Annotated in this window: 14 protein-coding genes and 1 pseudogene; 6 read left to right on the forward strand and 9 right to left on the reverse strand. The window is 69.2% G+C overall.

Going from position 1 to position 17488, the window contains the following annotated elements; all coding sequences use genetic code 11:
* Positions 1–28: 28 nt before the first annotated feature.
* The 4 genes and pseudogenes from dapF to argH form a co-directional block, all read right to left on the reverse strand.
* The gene (gene dapF, locus RAN53_RS07770) at positions 29–862 is read right to left on the reverse strand and encodes a diaminopimelate epimerase (protein ID WP_305796246.1); all 834 of its coding nucleotides are present in this window, start codon (positions 860–862) and stop codon (positions 29–31) included.
* The gene (lysA, locus tag RAN53_RS07775; RefSeq protein WP_305796247.1) at positions 862–2163 is read right to left on the reverse strand and encodes a diaminopimelate decarboxylase; all 1302 of its coding nucleotides are present in this window, start codon (positions 2161–2163) and stop codon (positions 862–864) included. The genes dapF and lysA overlap by 1 nt, the downstream gene beginning before the upstream one ends.
* Before the next feature lie 89 nt (positions 2164–2252).
* Positions 2253–2348 (reverse strand): annotated as a pseudogene (lptM, locus tag RAN53_RS16345) (LPS translocon maturation chaperone LptM); the annotation flags it as partial.
* 32 nt (positions 2349–2380) lie between these two features.
* On the reverse strand, positions 2381–3799 hold the full coding sequence (argH, locus tag RAN53_RS07785; protein WP_305796249.1) for an argininosuccinate lyase: 1419 nt from the start codon (positions 3797–3799) through the stop codon (positions 2381–2383).
* Positions 3800–4066: 267 nt separating this feature from the next.
* On the opposite strand from argH, the gene hemC reads away from it, so the two are divergent.
* From hemC to RAN53_RS07805, 4 genes are read left to right on the forward strand one after another with little or no spacing between them, the layout of a single operon-like run.
* The gene (gene hemC, locus RAN53_RS07790; protein ID WP_305796250.1) at positions 4067–5008 is read left to right on the forward strand and encodes a hydroxymethylbilane synthase; all 942 of its coding nucleotides are present in this window, start codon (positions 4067–4069) and stop codon (positions 5006–5008) included.
* On the forward strand, positions 5008–5805 hold the full coding sequence (locus RAN53_RS07795) for a uroporphyrinogen-III synthase (protein WP_305796251.1): 798 nt from the start codon (positions 5008–5010) through the stop codon (positions 5803–5805). The genes hemC and RAN53_RS07795 overlap by 1 nt, the downstream gene beginning before the upstream one ends.
* Before the next feature lie 7 nt (positions 5806–5812).
* Positions 5813–7300: a uroporphyrinogen-III C-methyltransferase gene (locus RAN53_RS07800; RefSeq protein WP_305796252.1), complete on the forward strand. Its 1488-nt coding sequence runs from the start codon at positions 5813–5815 to the stop codon at positions 7298–7300.
* Entirely contained in the window at positions 7297–8556 is a 1260-nt protein-coding gene (locus RAN53_RS07805) for a heme biosynthesis HemY N-terminal domain-containing protein (RefSeq protein ID WP_305796253.1), read from the forward strand. The genes RAN53_RS07800 and RAN53_RS07805 overlap by 4 nt, the downstream gene beginning before the upstream one ends.
* A 290-nt stretch (positions 8557–8846) precedes the next feature.
* Here RAN53_RS07805 and RAN53_RS07810 read toward each other — a convergent pair whose 3' ends face one another.
* Positions 8847–11153: a mechanosensitive ion channel domain-containing protein gene (locus RAN53_RS07810; RefSeq protein ID WP_305796254.1), complete on the reverse strand. Its 2307-nt coding sequence runs from the start codon at positions 11151–11153 to the stop codon at positions 8847–8849.
* Between the two features lie 245 nt (positions 11154–11398).
* Between RAN53_RS07810 and RAN53_RS07815 the strand changes: the two genes are divergently transcribed.
* Together RAN53_RS07815 and RAN53_RS07820 are read left to right on the forward strand one after the other, a co-directional pair.
* Entirely contained in the window at positions 11399–11779 is a 381-nt protein-coding gene (locus tag RAN53_RS07815; protein ID WP_305796255.1) for a fluoride efflux transporter FluC, read from the forward strand.
* A complete protein-coding gene (locus RAN53_RS07820; protein ID WP_305796256.1) occupies positions 11776–12168 on the forward strand; it encodes a fluoride efflux transporter FluC in 393 nt (130 codons plus the stop codon). Before RAN53_RS07815 ends, RAN53_RS07820 begins: the two co-directional genes overlap by 4 nt.
* On the opposite strand, the gene RAN53_RS07825 is transcribed toward RAN53_RS07820, so the two are convergent.
* The 4 genes from RAN53_RS07825 to RAN53_RS07840 all read right to left on the reverse strand — a co-directional run bounded on the left by RAN53_RS07825 (position 12165) and on the right by RAN53_RS07840 (position 17457).
* On the reverse strand, positions 12165–13457 hold the full coding sequence (locus tag RAN53_RS07825) for an aspartate kinase (protein WP_305796257.1): 1293 nt from the start codon (positions 13455–13457) through the stop codon (positions 12165–12167). The genes RAN53_RS07820 and RAN53_RS07825 overlap by 4 nt on opposite strands.
* A 134-nt stretch (positions 13458–13591) precedes the next feature.
* Complete coding sequence (gene nspC, locus RAN53_RS07830; RefSeq protein WP_305796258.1) at positions 13592–14770, reverse strand: carboxynorspermidine decarboxylase; 1179 nt, start codon at positions 14768–14770, stop codon at positions 13592–13594.
* Positions 14771–14773: 3 nt separating this feature from the next.
* The gene (locus tag RAN53_RS07835; RefSeq protein WP_305796259.1) at positions 14774–15973 is read right to left on the reverse strand and encodes a saccharopine dehydrogenase family protein; all 1200 of its coding nucleotides are present in this window, start codon (positions 15971–15973) and stop codon (positions 14774–14776) included.
* 314 nt (positions 15974–16287) lie between these two features.
* Complete coding sequence (locus RAN53_RS07840) at positions 16288–17457, reverse strand: M20 aminoacylase family protein (protein WP_305796260.1); 1170 nt, start codon at positions 17455–17457, stop codon at positions 16288–16290.
* Positions 17458–17488: the final 31 nt, after the last annotated feature.

Below are 17488 nucleotides of genomic sequence, written 5' to 3' on the forward strand. Positions count from 1 at the left end.
GCGGGGTCGCGAAATCGGGTTAGCTCTCTCAGTAAAGCACCAGGCGGCCATCGAAGACGCGCTCGGCGGGGCCGGTCATGAACAGGGGGTGGCCAGGGCCGGCCCACTCGATGGTCAGCTCGCCCCCCGGCAGATGCACGTTGACCGGGCTCTCCAGCACTCCCTGGCGGATGCCGCTGGCCACCGCGGCGCAGGCGCCGGTGCCGCAGGCCAGGGTTTCGCCGCTGCCCCGCTCGTAGACGCGCAGGCGGATCTCGTGCGCCGACACGACCTGCATGAAGCCGGCGTTGACGCGTCTCGGGAAGCGCGGGTGGGCCTCGATGGCCGGCCCCAGACGCTCGACGGGAGCCATGTCGACGTCGTCGACCCGCAGCACCGCATGGGGGTTGCCCATGGAGACCACACCCACCTCTAGGTGCTCTCCGTCCACGTCCAGGGCGTGCAGCACGCGGTCTTCGGTCGCCTCGAAGGGCAAGGCCTCGGGGGCGAAGCGTGGCTCGCCCATGTCGACGCGGATGCGGCCGTCGTCCTCCACCTTCAGTACCAGGGGGCCACCGGCGGTCTCGACGTGGATCTCGCGCTTGTGGGTGAGGCGCTGGTCGCGTACGAAGCGGGCGAAGCAGCGCGCGCCGTTGCCGCAGTTCTCCACCTCGCTGCCATCGGCGTTGTAGATGCGGTAGCGGAAGTCCATGTCCGGGTCCCGGGGCGGCTCCACCACCAGCAGCTGGTCGAAGCCGACGCCGAAGCGGCGGTCGGCCAGGCGGCGCACCTGGTCCTCGGTGAAGTGGGCGCGCTGGGTCACCAGGTCGACCACCATGAAGTCGTTGCCGAGACCATGCATCTTGGTGAAGTGCAGCAGCATCAGCGGGGGTCCTCCGCCAGCGGTGCAGCCGGATGTGAGTCTGCCGGCAGCAGGGCCTCGCCCGCCCAGAGGTCGGCCAGCCGCTCGCGGCGACGCACCAGGTGGGTCTTGTCGCCGTCCACCATCACCTCGGCGGGGCGGGGGCGGCTGTTGTAGTTGGAGGCCATCACGAAGCCGTAGGCCCCGGCGGAGCGCACCGCCAGCAGGTCGCCGGGGGCGATGGCCAGTTCGCGCTCCTTGCCCAGGAAGTCACCGGTCTCGCAGACCGGGCCCACCACGTCGTAGACGGCGCTCTGGCGCGGGTGGCGCGTGTCCACCGGCAGGATCGCCTGCCAGGCCTGGTAGAGCGCGGGGCGGATCAGGTCGTTCATGGCGGCGTCGACGATGGCGAAGTTCTTCGTCTCGCCGGGCTTGAGGAACTCCACCCGGGTCAGCAGCACCCCGGCATTGGCGGCGATGGAGCGGCCCGGCTCGAAGAGCAGGGTCAGCCGCTCGCTGCCGGGCCAGCTCGAGAGCCGCTCGAGCAGGGCGGTGGCGTAGTCGAAGGGTGCCGGCGGATGCTCGTCGCGATAGGGCACGCCGAGGCCGCCGCCCAGGTCCAGGTGCTCCACCTCGATGCCGCGCTCGCGCAGGGTCTCGAGCAGCACCAGCAGGCGGTCCAGGGCGTCCAGGAAGGGCGCGAGCTCGGTGAGCTGGGAGCCGATATGGCAGTCCAGCCCGGCCACGCGCACGTTGGGAAGCGCGGCGGCCAGCTCGTAGACGGCCAGCGCCTCGTCCACCGGGATGCCGAACTTGTTGTCCTTGAGCCCGGTGGAGATATAGGGGTGGGTGCCGGCATCCACGTCCGGGTTGACCCGCAGCGACACCGGGGCGACCTTGCCGAGCCGGCCGGCCACCTCATTCAGGCGCTCGAGCTCGGGGCGCGACTCCACGTTGAAGCACTTGATGCCCACTTCCAGCGCCCGGGCCATCTCCGCCTCCTGCTTGGCGACGCCGGAGAACACCACCTTGGCCGGGTCGCCGCCGGCGACCAGCACCCGCTCCAGCTCGCCCACCGAGACGATATCGAAGCCGGCGCCCAGCCGGGCGAGAAGCCCCAGCACGGCGAGGTTGGAGTTGGCCTTGACCGCGTAGCAGATCAGGTGCGGATGGCCGCCCAGCGCCTCGGTGTAGGCGCGGAAGTGGCGCGCCAGGGTGGCCTTGGAGTAGACGTAGCAGGGCGTGCCGAACTGCTCGGCGACGCGGGTCAGCGGGACCTCCTCGCCATACAGCACGCCGTCGTGGTAGTTGAAGTGGTCCATGGCTACTCTTCGTCCTCCCGGGGTTCGGCGTCGTCGCGTTCGGTACTCTCCTGCTCGCTCTGCTCTTCACCCTGCTGGGCATCGCGGGGGCCATACTGCTCGGCGGCCTGCTCGTCGTCGGGCAGGTAGAGCGGCCCCTTCTGGCCGCAGCCGGCCAGCCCTTGCGCCAGGCCCAGGGCAAGCATCAGGGCCAGGGCGACGGGAACCAGACGCTCCATCAGGCGCCTCCCGCCAGGGCGGCGAGGGCCTCGCGGGCCCGCTGGGCCGCGGCGCGCACCTGGTCCGGGGCGGTGCCGCCGATATGGTTGCGTGCGGCCACCGAGCCCTCCAGGGTCAGCACCTCGAAGACATCCTGCTCGATGGTGTCGGAGAACTGTCGGAGCTCGTCGAGGGTCATCTCGGAGAGGTCCTTGCCTTCGCGGAGACCGAAGGCCACCGACTCGCCGACGATCTCGTGGGCGTCGCGGAAGGCCACCCCCTTGCGCACCAGGTAGTCGGCCAGGTCGGTGGCGGTGGAGAAGCCGCGGCGGGCCGCCTCGGCCATGCTGGCCTTCTTCGGCTCGATGGCCGGCACCATGTCGGCGAAGGCCTTGAGGCAGTCCTTGACCGTGTCCACGGCGTCGAACAGCGGCTCCTTGTCCTCCTGGTTGTCCTTGTTGTAGGCCAGCGGCTGGGACTTCATCAGGGTCAGCAGGCCCATCAGGTGGCCGTAGACCCGGCCGGACTTGCCACGCACCAGTTCCGGCACGTCGGGGTTCTTCTTCTGCGGCATGATCGAGGAGCCGGTGCAGAAGCGGTCGGGCAGGTCGATGAAGTCGAACTGGGCACTGGTCCACAGCACCAGCTCCTCGCTCATGCGCGACATGTGCATCAGCAGCAGGCTGGCGAAGGCGGTGAACTCGATGGCGAAGTCGCGATCGCTGACCGCGTCGAGGCTGTTCTCGGCGGGGCGCTCGAAGCCCAGCAGCTCGGCGGTGACGTGGCGGTCGATGGGGTAGGTGGTGCCGGCCAGCGCCGCGGCGCCCAGCGGCATCACGTTGACCCGCTTGCGGCAGTCGAGCAGGCGCTCGTGATCCCGGGCCAGCATCTCCTGCCAGGCCAGCAGGTGGTGGCCGAAGGTCACCGGCTGGGCGGTCTGCAGGTGGGTGAAGCCGGGCATGATGGTGTCGGCCTCGCGGTCGGCGAGCTCGATCAGCCCCGCGCGCAGGCGGGCGAGCTCCAGGGCCACCTGGTCGATCTCGTCGCGCAGGAACAGGCGGATATCGGTGGCCACCTGGTCGTTGCGCGAGCGACCGGTGTGCAGCTTCTTGCCGGTGATGCCGATCTTCGCGGTCAGCCGCGCCTCGATGTTCATGTGCACGTCCTCGAGCTCCACCGACCAGGGGAACTCGCCGCGCTCGATCTCGCCGCGCACCTCGTCGAGACCCGCGACGATGGCGTCGCGCTCCTCGTCGCTGAGCACGCCGACCCTGGCCAGCATGGTGGCGTGGGCGACGGAGCCCTGGATGTCGTGGAACGCCAGGCGGCGGTCGAAGGCCTCCGAGGCGGTGAAGCGGGCGACGAAGGCGTCGGTGGGCTCGCTGAAGCGGCCACCCCAGGACTGGTTGGTGCCGGGGTTGGAAGAGTTCGAGGTCATCGGCTTGGGATCCTGCATGACGGGTTGCGGTTGGCTGGGGGCGGGTGCCCCCCGCGGCCGCCGGGCTCGCGGCGGCAGGCGCGACATGGCAGGAGTGTACCAGAGTCGCCGGGGCAGGCGAGGGGCGCCTGGCCGCCCGGGGCGTGGATTTTTCCTCCCTGGCCGGGTGCTTTATGATGAGGGCAACCGTGCGTCCACGCATGCCAACTTCGCCGGGTGTCGGCGCTGGCTCGCCGCCAGCAAGGGAACCGGTACAGGGAGAACTTCGTGCAACCCATCACCAAGCTGCGTATCGCCACGCGCAAGAGTCAACTGGCCATGTGGCAGGCCGAATATGTCCGCGACCGTCTGCTGGCCCTTCATCCCGGTCTCGAGGTGGAACTGGTGGCCATGGCCACCCGCGGCGACAAGATCCTCGACACCCCGCTGGCCAAGGTGGGCGGCAAGGGGCTCTTCGTGAAGGAACTCGAGGAGGCCATGCTCGACGGGCGCGCCGATATTGCCGTCCACTCCATGAAGGATGTGCCCATGCACTTCCCCGAGGGGCTGGGCCTCTCGGTGATCCTGGCCGGTGCCGAGCCCACCGATGCCTTCGTCTCCAACCACTATACCCGCTTCGATGAGCTGCCCGAGGGGGCCCGGGTAGGCACCTCCAGCCTGCGCCGCGGGCTGCAGGTCAGCGAGGCCCGCCCGGACCTCGAGATCCTTAGCCTGCGTGGCAATGTCCAGACCCGTCTGGGCAAGCTCGACGACGGCGAGTTCGATGCCATCATCCTGGCCACCTCGGGCCTGCGTCGCCTGGAACTGGATGCGCGCATCGCCCAGGAGCTGCCGCCCGAGGTGTGCCTGCCGGCCTGTGGCCAGGGCGCCCTGGGCATCGAGTGTCGCCTCCACGACCCCGAGCTGATCAACCTGCTGGCGCCGCTGGATGACCCCGATACCGCCACCCGGGTGCGCGCCGAGCGCGCCATGAATACTCGTCTCGAGGGCGGCTGTCAGGTGCCCATCGGTGGCCATGCGGTGTTCGAGAACGATGGCCAGACCCTGTGGCTGCGCGCCCTGGTGGGCACCCCGGACGGTGCCCGGGTGCTGCGCGCCGAGGGCCGCGGCTCGATCCACGAGCCCGAGGCGCTGGGCATCCGCGTCGCCGAGGAGCTGCTGGAGATGGGCGCCGGTGAGATCCTCGCCGAGGTCTACGGCGCCGGCTGATGGCCAACCCGATGGCGGTGATCATCACGCGTCCCGGAGGGCGCGGTGATGTGCTTGACGCGGCCATTACCGCGCGCGGCTTGCCGGTAGCGCGCCTCGAGGCGATGCGCCTCGAGGCGCTGCCCGAGACGCCCGAGCAGCGCGCCGCCTGGCTCGATTTCGACCACTTCCGTCGCGTGGTGGTGGTCAGCCCCTTCGCCGCCGAGTGCCTGGCCGAGGCCCTCGACCGATTCTGGCCCCAGCTGCCGCTGGGCATCGACTACTACGCCGTGGGGGCGGCCACCGCCGCGGTCCTGCATCAACGACTCGGCGTGCGGGTCCATGTGCCGCCGGCGGCCGCCGGCGAGGACACCAGCGAGGCGCTGCTGACCCTGGGCTCCCTGCGCGCGCTTCACGACGAGAAGATCCTGCTGGTGGCCGGCGAAGGCGGACGCACCCTGTTGGCCGAGACGCTCGCCGAGCGCGGTGCCCGGGTGACCCGCCTGGCCCTCTACCGACGCACCCTCCAGCCCCCCGAACCGGCCATGGCCGAATGCCTCGCGGCGGGCGACTTCCGTGCACTGGTGGTCAGTAGCGGAGAAATCCTCGAATATCTGGCAAGATGGTGTTCAGGGGCCGCCTTGAACCAACCGCTAATCGTTTCCAGCGCCCGGTTGGCTACACTGGCCGGCAAGCTGGGGTTTCGCGACTCCGTTGTGGCGCGTGGCGCCACCCCCGCGGCGCTGGCAGCGGCCGTGGCCGAGGCCTGTGACCAGCAGGAAGCCGATGTCGATCAAGACGATCTCGAAAAGGGCTAGCGACAAGATGAGCAAGCAACCACACGAGCAGGAAGAGCAGAAGGCGTCTGACGGCGCACAATCGGCGACCTCGGGCGACGAGGCGAACAGAGGCAGCGCCTCCGGCAGGCGCCGTTCACGCCGGCATGACAAGTCCAGCCAGGGCGGCGGCACCGCCGGGAGCGAGGCCGCCAAGCCCGCCGCGAGCCAGGCGCCCGCCGAGCCGCCGGCCTCAGGCCAGGCCTCGGGGGGCACGCAGGCGGCCGCCAAGCCGTCTGCCGACAAGCCCGTGGGAGCCAAGCAGGAGGCCGCCAAGCCGTCTGCCGACAAGCCCGTGGGAGCCAAGCAGGAGGCCTCCAAGTCGGCTGCCGACAAGTCAGGGTCGAGCCAGGCACAGTCGCCCCCCTCCGGGAACGGCAAGTCCCGGCCGGCCGGGTCGTCTGGCGCCGGCGGCGCCTCCCGCCCGACCGGCGGCGACGACGACGGCGGCAAGGGCGGCGTGGTGGCGATCGTGCTGGTCATCCTGCTGGCCATCGCTGCCGGCCTGTTCGGCTGGCAGGCGTGGCAGAAGCTAGATGCCCAGCAGGCGCGCATCGCCGAGCTGGAGGCCCGCACCAGCCAGGCCGCCACCGCCAGCGACCTGAACCAGCTTCAGTCACGCTTCGAGGAGGCCGAGGCCGAGCGCCAGGCGGCCCTCGAGGAAGCCGTCGCCTCCCTCGAGGGCGACTTCACCGACTATCGCAGTGAGGTCGACGAGACCCTCGACCGCGTGCTGGCCGAGCTTGCAAGCGAGCAGGAGACCGATGAGCGCGACTGGCTGCACGCCGAGGCCGCCTACCTGCTGCGCCTGGCCAACCAGCGCCTGCAGCTGGAGCGTGACGTGGAGGGTGCCGCGGCGCTGCTGCGCACCGCCGATGCGCGCCTGAAGGAGGCCGACAACCCGGCGCTGGTGCCGGTGCGTCGCGAGATCGCCAGCGAGCTGGGCGCCCTGGAGTCGGTGCCCGAGGTCGACCGTACCGGCCTGTGGCTGGCGCTCAACGCCCAGCAGGAGCAGATCGCCGGGCGTCCGCTCTCCCAGGATGTGGACGAGATCACCGCCAGCTCCGGCATGCAGGAGGCGCCCAGCGGCTCCTGGCAGCAGCAGCTGTCGAGCTTCGGCCAGGAACTCAAGGACCTGGTCACCGTGCGCAAGCACGACGAGGCCCTGGAGGCGCTGATCTCGCCGGAGCAGGAGTCCTACCTGCGGCAGAGCGTGCGCCTGGTGATCGAGCAGGCCCAGCTGGCCCTGCTCAAGGAGGAGGAAGCGCTCTTCGAGGCCAGCCTCGACAAGGCGATCACCCTGATCGAGGGCTACTACGACACCGACGACAGCGGCGTGCAGTCGGTGCTCGCGCGTCTGGGCGAGCTGAAGGGTGAGGCGGTGCGTCCCGAACTGCCCGATATCAGCGGCTCCCAGCAGGCCCTGGCCACCTTCATCGAGCGGCGCTTCGAGTCGCGCCAGGGAGATGAGGCATGAGAAAGCTGATACTGATCATCGTCCTGGGCCTGGCCGTCGGTGCGCTGTTCGGGCAGCTGATGATGTCGGTGCCCGGCTACTGGCTGGTGCGTGTCGGGGACACCTCCTTCCAGACCTCCTTCTGGTTCGGCCTGGTACTGCTGCTGGCGGCCTTCCTGGTGCTGCACTTCGCGCTGCGCCTGCTGATGCGGCTGTCGCGCCCGGTGTCCCGCTTCAAGGTGTGGAACAGCCGCTCGCGCAACCGCAATGCCATGAAGCGCACCGTGCGCGGCCTGGTGGCCCTGGCCGAGGGGCGCTGGAAGAAGGCCGAGAAATCGCTGGTCAAGGCGGCGGACGACTCCAGCACCCCGCTGGTCAACTACCTCTCCGCGGCGCTGGCGGCCCACTATCAGGGTCGCTTCGAGCAGGCGGATACCCTGCTCAAGCGGGCCCATCTGAGCACCGAGGGCGCCGATACCGCGGTGGGCATGATGCAGGCTCAGCTGATGCTGGACCGCCAGCAGTACGAGGAGGCGCTGGCCATCCTCACCCGCCTCGACCGCCAGCTGCCCAACCACCCCCAGGTGCTCAAGCAGCTCAAGCAGGCCTACCTCAGCGTCAGTGACTGGGATGGCCTGCGCCGCCTGATGCCGCGTCTGGGTGCCCAGCAGCTGATCTCCCGCGAGGAGCGCGACCAGCTCGAGCGTCGCGCCTATCGCGAACTGATCGTGCGCGAGGCCCGCGAGGGCAGCGATATCGAGACGGTACGCAGCCTGTGGGCCGACATGCCCGACCATCTGCGTGGCGACGTCGAGCTGATCGTGCTCTACGCCGAGGCGCTGGTGCGCGGCGGCCAGGAGCCCATCGCCGAGCGACTGCTGCGCCACTCCCTCAAGGAGGGCTGGGACAGCCGCCTGGTGCTGCGCTATGGCCTGCTCGACGTGGATGCCTCGCGTCAGCTGGTCACCGCCGAGAAGTGGCTGCAGGAGCGGCCCAACGACCCGGACCTGCTGCTCACCCTGGGTCGCCTGGCGCTGCGCAACGCCTACTGGGGCAAGGCCCAGGAGTACTTCGAGGCGAGCCAGCGCCAGCGCCCGAGTGGCGTGGTGTGCGCCGAGCTGGCACGGCTCTTCGCCAACCTGGGCGAGCACCAGAAGAGCCAGCTCTACTACCGTCAGAGCGTGGAGCTGCTCGACAAGTCGCTGCCCTCCCTGCCTCAGCCCAGCGAGGACAAGGACGTGCTCGGCGAGAAGCAGGAGAAGAAGAAGGCCTCCTGATGGCGGCCTGAGCCTTCACCACCTCGGTCGTGTCCACGACCCAAGGGGGCGCCTCGGCGCCCCCTTCGCGTATCCGAAGCACGAAGATGGTTGAGCAGTAAAGATAAGGGTAATCGCAGAAGCAGCCTCGTGGGAACCCGGCCTCCCACCACTGCTGCCTGTCCGCCCGTGAAGTGCCGGCCGCTCATGAATCCTGTCGAACTGGCTCACGCCAGTCTGTGATGCACCGAAAAGCAGCGGGGCCGCCCGAAGGCGGCCCCGCTGTGTGACGTGCACCGGCGGCGCTGGGCTCAGGGCTCGTCCACGTCGTCGCCACTGGGTTTCTGGTGGTCCTGATCGACAGTCTGCTGGATGCCATGATCGGGAGCGTCGCGGTGTGTCTCCGCGGCGGGCTTGCGCGCCGCCCGGGACTCCAGCACCCGCACGTTGGCGGCCGGCGAGCGCCCCGCCTTGTCCTCGCCGAAATAGAGGGTGGTGTGCGGGAAGGGGATCTCGATGCCGGCCTCGTCGAAGCGCAGCTTGACCAGGCGGTTGTAGGCGCGGCCCACCGCCCACTGGTCCCCGGGCGTGGTCTTGATCACCACCCGGATGTTCACCGAGCTGTCGGCCAGGGCGATGACGCCGGCCACGTTGAGTGGCTCCAGCAGCTTGTAACCGTGCTCCTCGCTGGCCTTGAGATCCTCGAAGGCGAGCTGGAGCTGCTCGATGGCCTCGTCGATGCTCTCGCGATAGGCGATGCCGTACTCGCCGACATGGTTGCCGAACTCGCGCATGTAGTTGGATACGGTGTCCACGCTGGAGAAGGGCACGATGTGATAGGTGCCGGAGAGGTCACGGATGCCCACCGAGCGGATGCTGAGCTTCTCGGCGGTGCCGGTGACGCCGCCCACGGTGACCACATCACCGGTGTTCATGGCGTTCTCCACCTGGATGAAGATGCCGGTGATGATGTCCTGCACCAGCTTCTGGGCGCCGAAGCCGATGGCCAGGCCCAGCACGCCGGCACCGGCGATCAGCGGCCCGATATTGATGCCGATCTCGGCCAGCACGATCATCGCCGTCATGGTGATCAGGGCGATGGCCAGGGCGTTGCGGAACAGGGCCAGCAGGGTCTGGGCCCGGGCCGAAGGCACGCCGCCGCCGGTCTCGGGGTTGAGCTTGTGCTCGATCAGGCTGGCCAGCGCCAGCCATACCATGACCGCGATGGCCAGGATCACCGCCACGCTGACCGACTTGCCGACCAGGCCGCGGCCCGCCTCGGAGGCGTACCAGGCGGCGAGGTCGAAGGCGCCCCAGGCATTGAGTACCACCATCACCACCAGCACCACGATGACCGTGCGGATGACCCGCAGGGCGTTGGGCACATAGCTGTTGAGGCGCGGCTCGAGCAGCGGCAGCTTGCGGCGCAGGTCGTCGGAGAGCGAGATGCGCCGGCCGATGGTCTGGGTCAGGAAGGCGGATAGCAGCAGGCCCACCACCACCGCGGCGATGGTCTTGAGGGTGGCGAAGAGCACGTAGGGCAGGGCGTCGGCCGGCCGCGTCAGGGTCAGCACCAGGACCATCACGAAGTAGGCCAGGGCGAACAGGTGCCAGGTGCGTGCGAACAGCTGCAGCGAGACCCGGCTGGCCGCCATGGTGGTCTGGTTGGCCTTGGCGTTGATGGCATCGCGCAGGCGCTTGCGGTTCTTGAGCACCACCACCACGGCGTAGAGGAAGGCGCCGATCATGATCAGGGTGCCCAGGCCCTGGCCCACCGCGGGGGCCACGTAGGCGTTGACCAGCGGCACCACCACCATCAGGCCGTAGCCCACCAGGCCGATCAGCCGGGCGATCCAGCGGTTCCAGTAGGAGGCCTCGCCGGAGGTGATGGGCAGCAGGCGCAGGCCCTCGTAGCGGGAGGCGAACAGCATGCGCACCCCGGCCTTGAGCAGCTCGATCACCAGGAAGGCGTTGAGGAACAGCGAGGCGCGGGTGGAGAGCTCACCGGTCTCGCCGATGGCGAAGGTGGCGATCAGGTTGCCGCCCAGGTAGGCGAAGGCCACGATCAGCACGTCCACCACGGCGGCCAGCGCCACGCAGATGATCAGGCGCAGGATCGGGGTCATGCCGCTGCCGTTGAGCGACCACTGGCTGATACCCGTGAACAGCCGCCGGGCCAGGCGCCGCACGATGGCGAACATCACGAAGGTCGCCAGGATCACCAGGCCCAGGTTGATGGCGGCGCTGGTGAAGGCCGCCATGTCGAAGGTGCTCTCCAGGTCGCTTGCGAACATGCCGCCGATGGCCGAGGCGATGGCGTCGAACTGGCTGCCGATGTCGCCGGCGACGCGGCTGGTCAGCTCCGCCAGCTGGCGCGGCAGGGAGGGGGTGGCGGCTTCCTCGGCGGGGGCCGATTCGGCCACGCCACCGGCCATGCCGCGCAGCTGGTCGATCAGCTCCTGGCGGGTCTGCTCGTTCTCGAGCAGGTCGGCCAGGGTGGAGTAGGCCGGCGGTTCGCTTCCGCTGCCTTCCTGCTGTGCCTGGGCGGGGCCCGCCAGCACCAGCAGTGCCAGCAGCAGCCAGCCGAGCATCAGGGGTAGGGCTCGCTTGGGGTTCACGCGGTGACCTCCGTCTCTTGGCGTGTGGGGCGATGGATCTTGGGACCCGTCATGATACGGGCTTTGTCGTGAGGCCACGACCCCGGGGCCTGTCACGGCACATTCATGTACATTAATTGTACATATCATTTGGTGTGTGTCATATTCTCCCCGTCGGCGGCGCCTCCTGCCGTCGGCGCGGCAAGCATGCGATACTCTTTCGCCACCCTCGGGTGGCTTTTTTCGTTTCAGGGAGGCGGCCAGGCATGCTGGAACTGCTGTCGGTACTGCTCGGCGGGGGGCTGGGAGGCATGGCACGCCTGGCCCTCGGCAACGCCGTGGGCCGGCGGCTGGGGCCCCACCTCCCCTGGGGCACCCTGGCGGTCAACCTGAGCGGTGCCCTGGCCATGGGGCTGCTGGCCGGTGCGCTCGGCCTTCCCGCCACGGGGGCGTCGGATACCGCCTGGTCGCTGCTCGCCATCGGCCTGCTGGGTGGGTACACCACGGTGTCGTCCCTCAGCCTGCAGACGCTGTCGCTATGGCAACAGGGCCGCGCGGCGGCGGCCATCGGCTATATGGCGATGACTCTGGTCGCCGGTGTCGCCGCCCTGTCGCTGGGCGCCTGGCTGACCGGAGGCCTGGCATGAACGCCTGGCGGGCCTACGCCGCGGTCGGCCTGGGCAGCGGACTGGGCAGCACGCTGCGCCATCAGCTCGGCCTGTGGCTTGCGCCCCCCGACTTTCCCTGGGCGACCCTGGCGGTGAACCTGCTGGGCTCCGGCCTGATCGCGCTGTTTGCCGCCTATGCGGCGGGCCGGACCCACGGCCGGGTGGCGCGCTGGCAGCCCTTCCTGGTCGCCGGCTTCTGCGGCGGTTTCACCACCTTCTCGCTGTTCGGCCTCGAGACCCTGGCGATGCTGACCCAGGGCCACCCCGGGACGGCCCTCGGTTATGTGGCGCTGAGCCTGGTGGCCTGGCTCGGCGCCGCCTGGGTGGGGCATCATGCCGGGCGGCGACTGGGCGAGCGGCGCACCTAGTCCGGGAGGTGCCAGGTAGCCGGGCAGGCGTCGCCGGGGAAGAGCCGCTGGGCTGTCGTGGCGCTGCATTGTTCGGCGACGATCGGCATGTCGCCGCTCAGCGCCTGCAGCAGGCCGTCGCCGGGATGGCGTACGGTCAGCAGGGTCAGCCCTTTCTGGCACTCGACCCGGTAGTCCCCTCGCAGGTCGGCCAGCAGCGCGGCGCATCTTTCGGGGTCGTCATCGATGGCCAGGCGCAGGCGCATCGCCTCGCACGCCAGGAAATTGGCATGCAGCCCGTGGCGCGCCAGGCGGGCGAGCACATCGCCCAGGCAGGCCTCGTCCATGAAGCGGAAGTCCTCGGGGCTGATGTCGAGCAGGCGCTGGTCGTCGCGCAGGATGCAGGCGGGGCGGCGGTCGCCGTCGCCGGGCTCGGGGCCGATACGGCTGGGCGTGGTCCCGGGCTCCAGGAAGGAGCGCACGGTAAGCGGGATCCCCTTGCGTTGCAGCGGGGCCAGGGTGCGGGGGTGGATCACCTTGGCGCCGTGCCAGCTCTGCTCCACGGCCTCGGCGTAGCTCAGGCGCTCGAGCTGGCGGGCGTTGTCGAAGCGCCTGGGGTCGGCGTTGAAGACCCCGGTGACGTCCTTCCAGATGGTCAGCCCCTCGGCATCCAGGCAGTGGGCCAGGATGGCGCCGCTGAAGTCGGAGCCCTCGCGCCCCAGGGTGGTCATGGCGCCGTCCGCGGTGGCGCCGATGAAGCCCTGGATCAGCAGCAGCGCCTCCTCCCGGGCGGCCAGCGACCGCAGGCGGCCGCAGGTCTCGCCCCAGTCGATCCCGGCGGCCCGGTGGCGGTCGTCGGTGACGATCAGCTCCCGGGCATCACACCAGCGGGTGGGCAGGCCGATCTCGTTGAGCCAGGCGGCCACCAGGGTGGTGGAGAGCAGCTCGCCGAAGCCCACGGTCTGGTCGTAGTGAAAGGCCAGGGACGCCTCGCGGTGGGTGCGGTGGGCGATGTCGAGGGCCTCGAGCAGCCGCTCCAGGTTCTCCGCGGTGGCGGAGCCCGCACCGAACAGCGCCTGGGCCACGCCGAGGTGATCGTCGCGGATTGCCGCCAGCCGCTGCTGGTAGAGGCTCTGCTGGTCCCCGCGGGCGGCATCGAGCAGCGCCTCCAGGGCGTTGGTGGTCTTGCCCATCGCCGAGACGACCAGGGCGCGCGGATGGAGGTCGTGGCGGGAGAGCAGCTCGCCGAGGCGACGGATGGCCTCGGCATCCTGGATCGAGGCGCCGCCGAACTTGTAGATCTCGGACATCACGGGCTCCCTGTGGCAGTGGCTTTCCCTCACCTTAGAGCCCGCGGCGTCGGCGGTGAAGGGCCGGCGCGTCGCGCCGGCACGAAAAAGCCCCCATGGGGGGCTTCGCGAGGCGGATGGCAGGGCGGGAAGGCTCAGCTCAGCCGTTGCATGTAGTCCACATAGCCGAAGGTGCGCACCGTGCGTACCGCGCGGCTCGTCGCGTCGATGCGGCAGATCGAGGGCAGGCGAATGCCGTTGAAGGTGGTGGTCTTGACCATGGTGTAGTGGGCCATGTCGGTGAACACCAGGCGGTCGCCGATGGCGAGGGGCGCGTCGAAGCTGTACTCGCCGACGATATCGCCGGCCAGGCAGGTCTGGCCGCCCAGGCGGTAGCTGTGGGCCTTCGCGCCGGGCTGGCCGGCACCGATGATCTCCGGCCGGTAGGGCATCTCCAGCACGTCGGGCATATGCGCGGTGGCCGAGGTGTCGAGGATGGCGATGGGGCCGTCGTTGTCGACGATATCCAACACCGTGCACACCAGGTAGCCGGTATTCAGCGCGATCGCCTCGCCCGGCTCCAGGTAGACCTCGAGGTGCGGATGGCGTGCCTTGAAGTCGCGGACCACCCGCACCAGCCGCTCGACGTCGTAGTCGTCGCGGGTGATATGGTGGCCGCCACCAAGGTTCATCCACCGCATGCCGGCGAGGTACTGGCCGAACTTCGCCTCGAAGGCCGCCAGGGTCGCCTCCAGGGCGTCGCTGTTCTGTTCGCACAGGGCGTGGAAGTGCAGCCCCTCGAGGCCCTCCAGGTCCCCGGGCTCGAGGTCCGCGGCGCGGGTTCCGAGCCGCGAGCCGGGGGCGCAGGGGTCGTAGAGGGGCACGTCGCCGGTGGAGTGCTCCGGGTTGACGCGCAGGCCGCAGGAGACCCGGCGCGGCGCCGCCGCGATCGTCTCGCGGAAGTGCCGCCACTGGCCCGGGGAGTTGAAGCTGAGGTGGTCGGCGTAGCGCAGCACCACGCTCATCTCCTCCTCGGTGAAGGCCGGCGAGTAGCAGTGCACCTCGCCGCCGAAGGTCTCGGCGCCCAGGCGCGCCTCGTCCTGGCCACTGGCCGTGGTGCCCACCAGGTACTGGCGCACCAGCGGGAAGGTGTCCCACATGGCGAACCCCTTCAGCGCCAGCAGCACCTTCGCGCCGCTCGCCGCCTGGACCCGGCCGAGCAGCTCCAGGTTGCGGCGCAGCAGGGCGTCGTCCACCACATAGGCGGGCGAGGGGCAGGCCCTAACGTCGAAATCGAGCTCGCCGTCCAGGCCGTGGGTGAGTGCCTTCGCCATGACTCAGGCCAGCGGGTCGTGGTCGGGGTCGAGCTCGACCATCTGCCACGGCAGGCCCATCTCGCCGATGCGCTCCATGAAGGGGTCGGGGTCGAGCTGCTCGACGTTGAACACGCCATCGCCCTTCCAGATCCCTTCCAGCATCAGCATGGCGCCGGTCACCGCCGGCACGCCGGTGGTGTAGGAGATCGCCTGGGATTGCACCTCGCGGTAGCAGGCCTCGTGGTCGCAGATGTTGTAGATGTACACCTTGCGGCGCTGTCCATCCTTGATGCCGTCGAGGATCACGCCGATGTTGGTCTTGCCCTTGGTGCGCGGCCCCAGCGACGCCGGGTCGGGCAGCACCGCCTTGAGGAACTGCAGCGGCGAGATCTCGCAGCCGTTCACCTCGATCGGCTCGATGCGGGTCATGCCGACGTTCTCGAGCACCTTCAGATGGGTGATGTACTTGTCGGAGAAGGTCATCCAGAAGCGGATGCGCTCCAGGCCCTTGATGTTGCGGCTGAGGGACTCGAGCTCCTCGTGGTAGAGCAGGTAGAGGTCCTTCTCGCCGATGCCGTCGAAGTCGAAGGTGCGCTTCTCGGCCAGCGGCGCGGTCTCCTTCCACTCGCCCTTCTCCCAGTAGCGGCCATTCGCGGTGATCTCGCGAATGTTGATCTCCGGGTTGAAGTTGGTGGCGAAGGGGTAGCCGTGGTCGCCGCCGTTGGCATCCAGGATATCGATGCGCTGTATCTCGTCGAACAGGTTCTTCTGGGCGTAGGCGCAGTAGATGTTGGTCATGCCCGGGTCGAAGCCGCAGCCCAGGGTGGCCATGTTGCCGGCCTTGGCATAGCGATCCTGGAAGGCCCACTGCTCCTTGTACTCGAACTTGGCCTCGTCGGGGTGCTCGTAGTTGGCGGTGTCCAGGTAGGGCACGCCGGTGCGCAGGCACGCCTCCATGATGGTCAGGTCCTGATAGGGCAGGGCCACGTGGATCAGCACGTCGGGCTGGAACGACTCGATCAGCGCGACCAGTTCATCGACGCTGTCGGCGTCCACCCGGGCGGTCTGGATCGGGCGATCCAGCTGGGCGGCGATCGCCTTGCACTTCTCTTCGTTGCGGCTGGCCAGCAGGATCTCGCTGAAGACCTCGGGATGCTGGGCGCACTTGTGAGTGACGACACCGCCGACGCCGCCGGCGCCGATAATCAGGACTTTGCTCATGGGTAGGAATCCAGAACGGGAAATGTCAACAGTAGGGTCTTATCGGTAGTGGGCCGCCACAGCGCACCCCGACCCGATGCCACCCCGGTCTTGGCCTCGCCCGGCCGCCCCGCAGAGGGGCTGGCGAGTGGGTGCCGATGATGGCGCCCCTTGAGGCTGGCCGCAAGCGGTTTTCGCGTCAAGCCTGCGACCTTGGTCGTAGCGTTGCTGCCGATGCCTTCGAGGCTTCTCTGCCCGCCGTTTTGCGTGAAGAAGCCGTCCATAGCAAGGCGCCACGGGGCGGAATCGCCCCGTGGCGCAGCGGGTGCCGAGCCTCAGCCCTGCTTGGGCAGGTAGCCCTCGGTGAGGGCCACCCAGTAGGCCGCGCCGATGGGCAGGATCTCCGGGTTCAACACGTACTCCGGGTGGTGGACGAAGGGGGTGTCGCCGTTACCCAGGAAGCAGTAGGTGCCCTTCTGCTGCTGCAGCATGAAGGCGAAGTCCTCGGAGCCCAGGTAGGTGGGGCCCTCCTCGAACACCAGCTCCTCGCCGAAGGCCTCACGGGCGATGGCGGCCGCCTTGCGGGTCTCCTCGGGGTCGTTGGTGAGCACCGCACCCGGCACGCCCTCGCGGATCTCGGAGGTGCAGCCGAAGGATTCGCTCTGCTGCTGGATCAGGCGGCGGATGTTGCCCAGCACCATCTCGCGATCCTCTGGGGTGGTGGTGCGGATCGAGAGGCGCAGGATGGCGCTGTGAGCGATCACGTTGCCGGCCTGGCCAGACTGGAAGGCGCCCACGGTGACCACGGCGCGGTGGGCGGGGGCCACGTTGCGGGCGACGATGGTCTGCAGCGCCATCACCAGCGAGGAGCCGGCGACCACCGGGTCGATGGCATGCTCGGGGAAGGCGCCGTGACCGCCCTTGCCGGTGATCTCCACCTCCCAGTTGTCCACCGCGGCCATGGTGTCGCCTTCCGTGAAGTAGAGCTTGCCGAGCTCCAGTCCGGGCATGTTGTGCATGCCGAACACGGCGTCCATCGGGAAGCGCTCGAACAGGCCGTCGGCGATCATCGCCGGGCTGCCCTCCATGGTCTCCTCCGCCGGCTGGAAGATCAGGTGCACGGTGCCGTCGAAGTTGCGGGTCTCGGCCAGCTGCCTGGCGGCGGCCAGCAGCATGGTGGTATGGCCGTCATGGCCGCAGAGGTGCGAGACGCCGGCGGTTTCCGAGCGATAGTCCAGGTCATTGCTTTCCTGGATCGGCAGGGCGTCGAAGTCGGCGCGCAGCCCGATGGCTCGGTCGCTGTCGCCGACCTTCAGCGAGGCGACGATGCCGTGCTTGCCGACGCCGGTCTCGATCTCATAGGCGCCCAGGCTGCGCAGGGTCTCCTCGATGTACTTGGCGGTCTGTGACTCCTGCATGGAAAGCTCGGGGTGACGGTGGAGATGCTCGAACCACTCGCGGAGCTGGGTTTCGTTCTGCTTGATTTCCTTGACGATGGCATTCATGTCTCTTTCCTCTTCGATCTATATTCGATTG

This window comes from Halomonas sp. SSL-5, from assembly GCF_030708455.1.
Lineage (GTDB): Bacteria > Pseudomonadota > Gammaproteobacteria > Pseudomonadales > Halomonadaceae > Halomonas.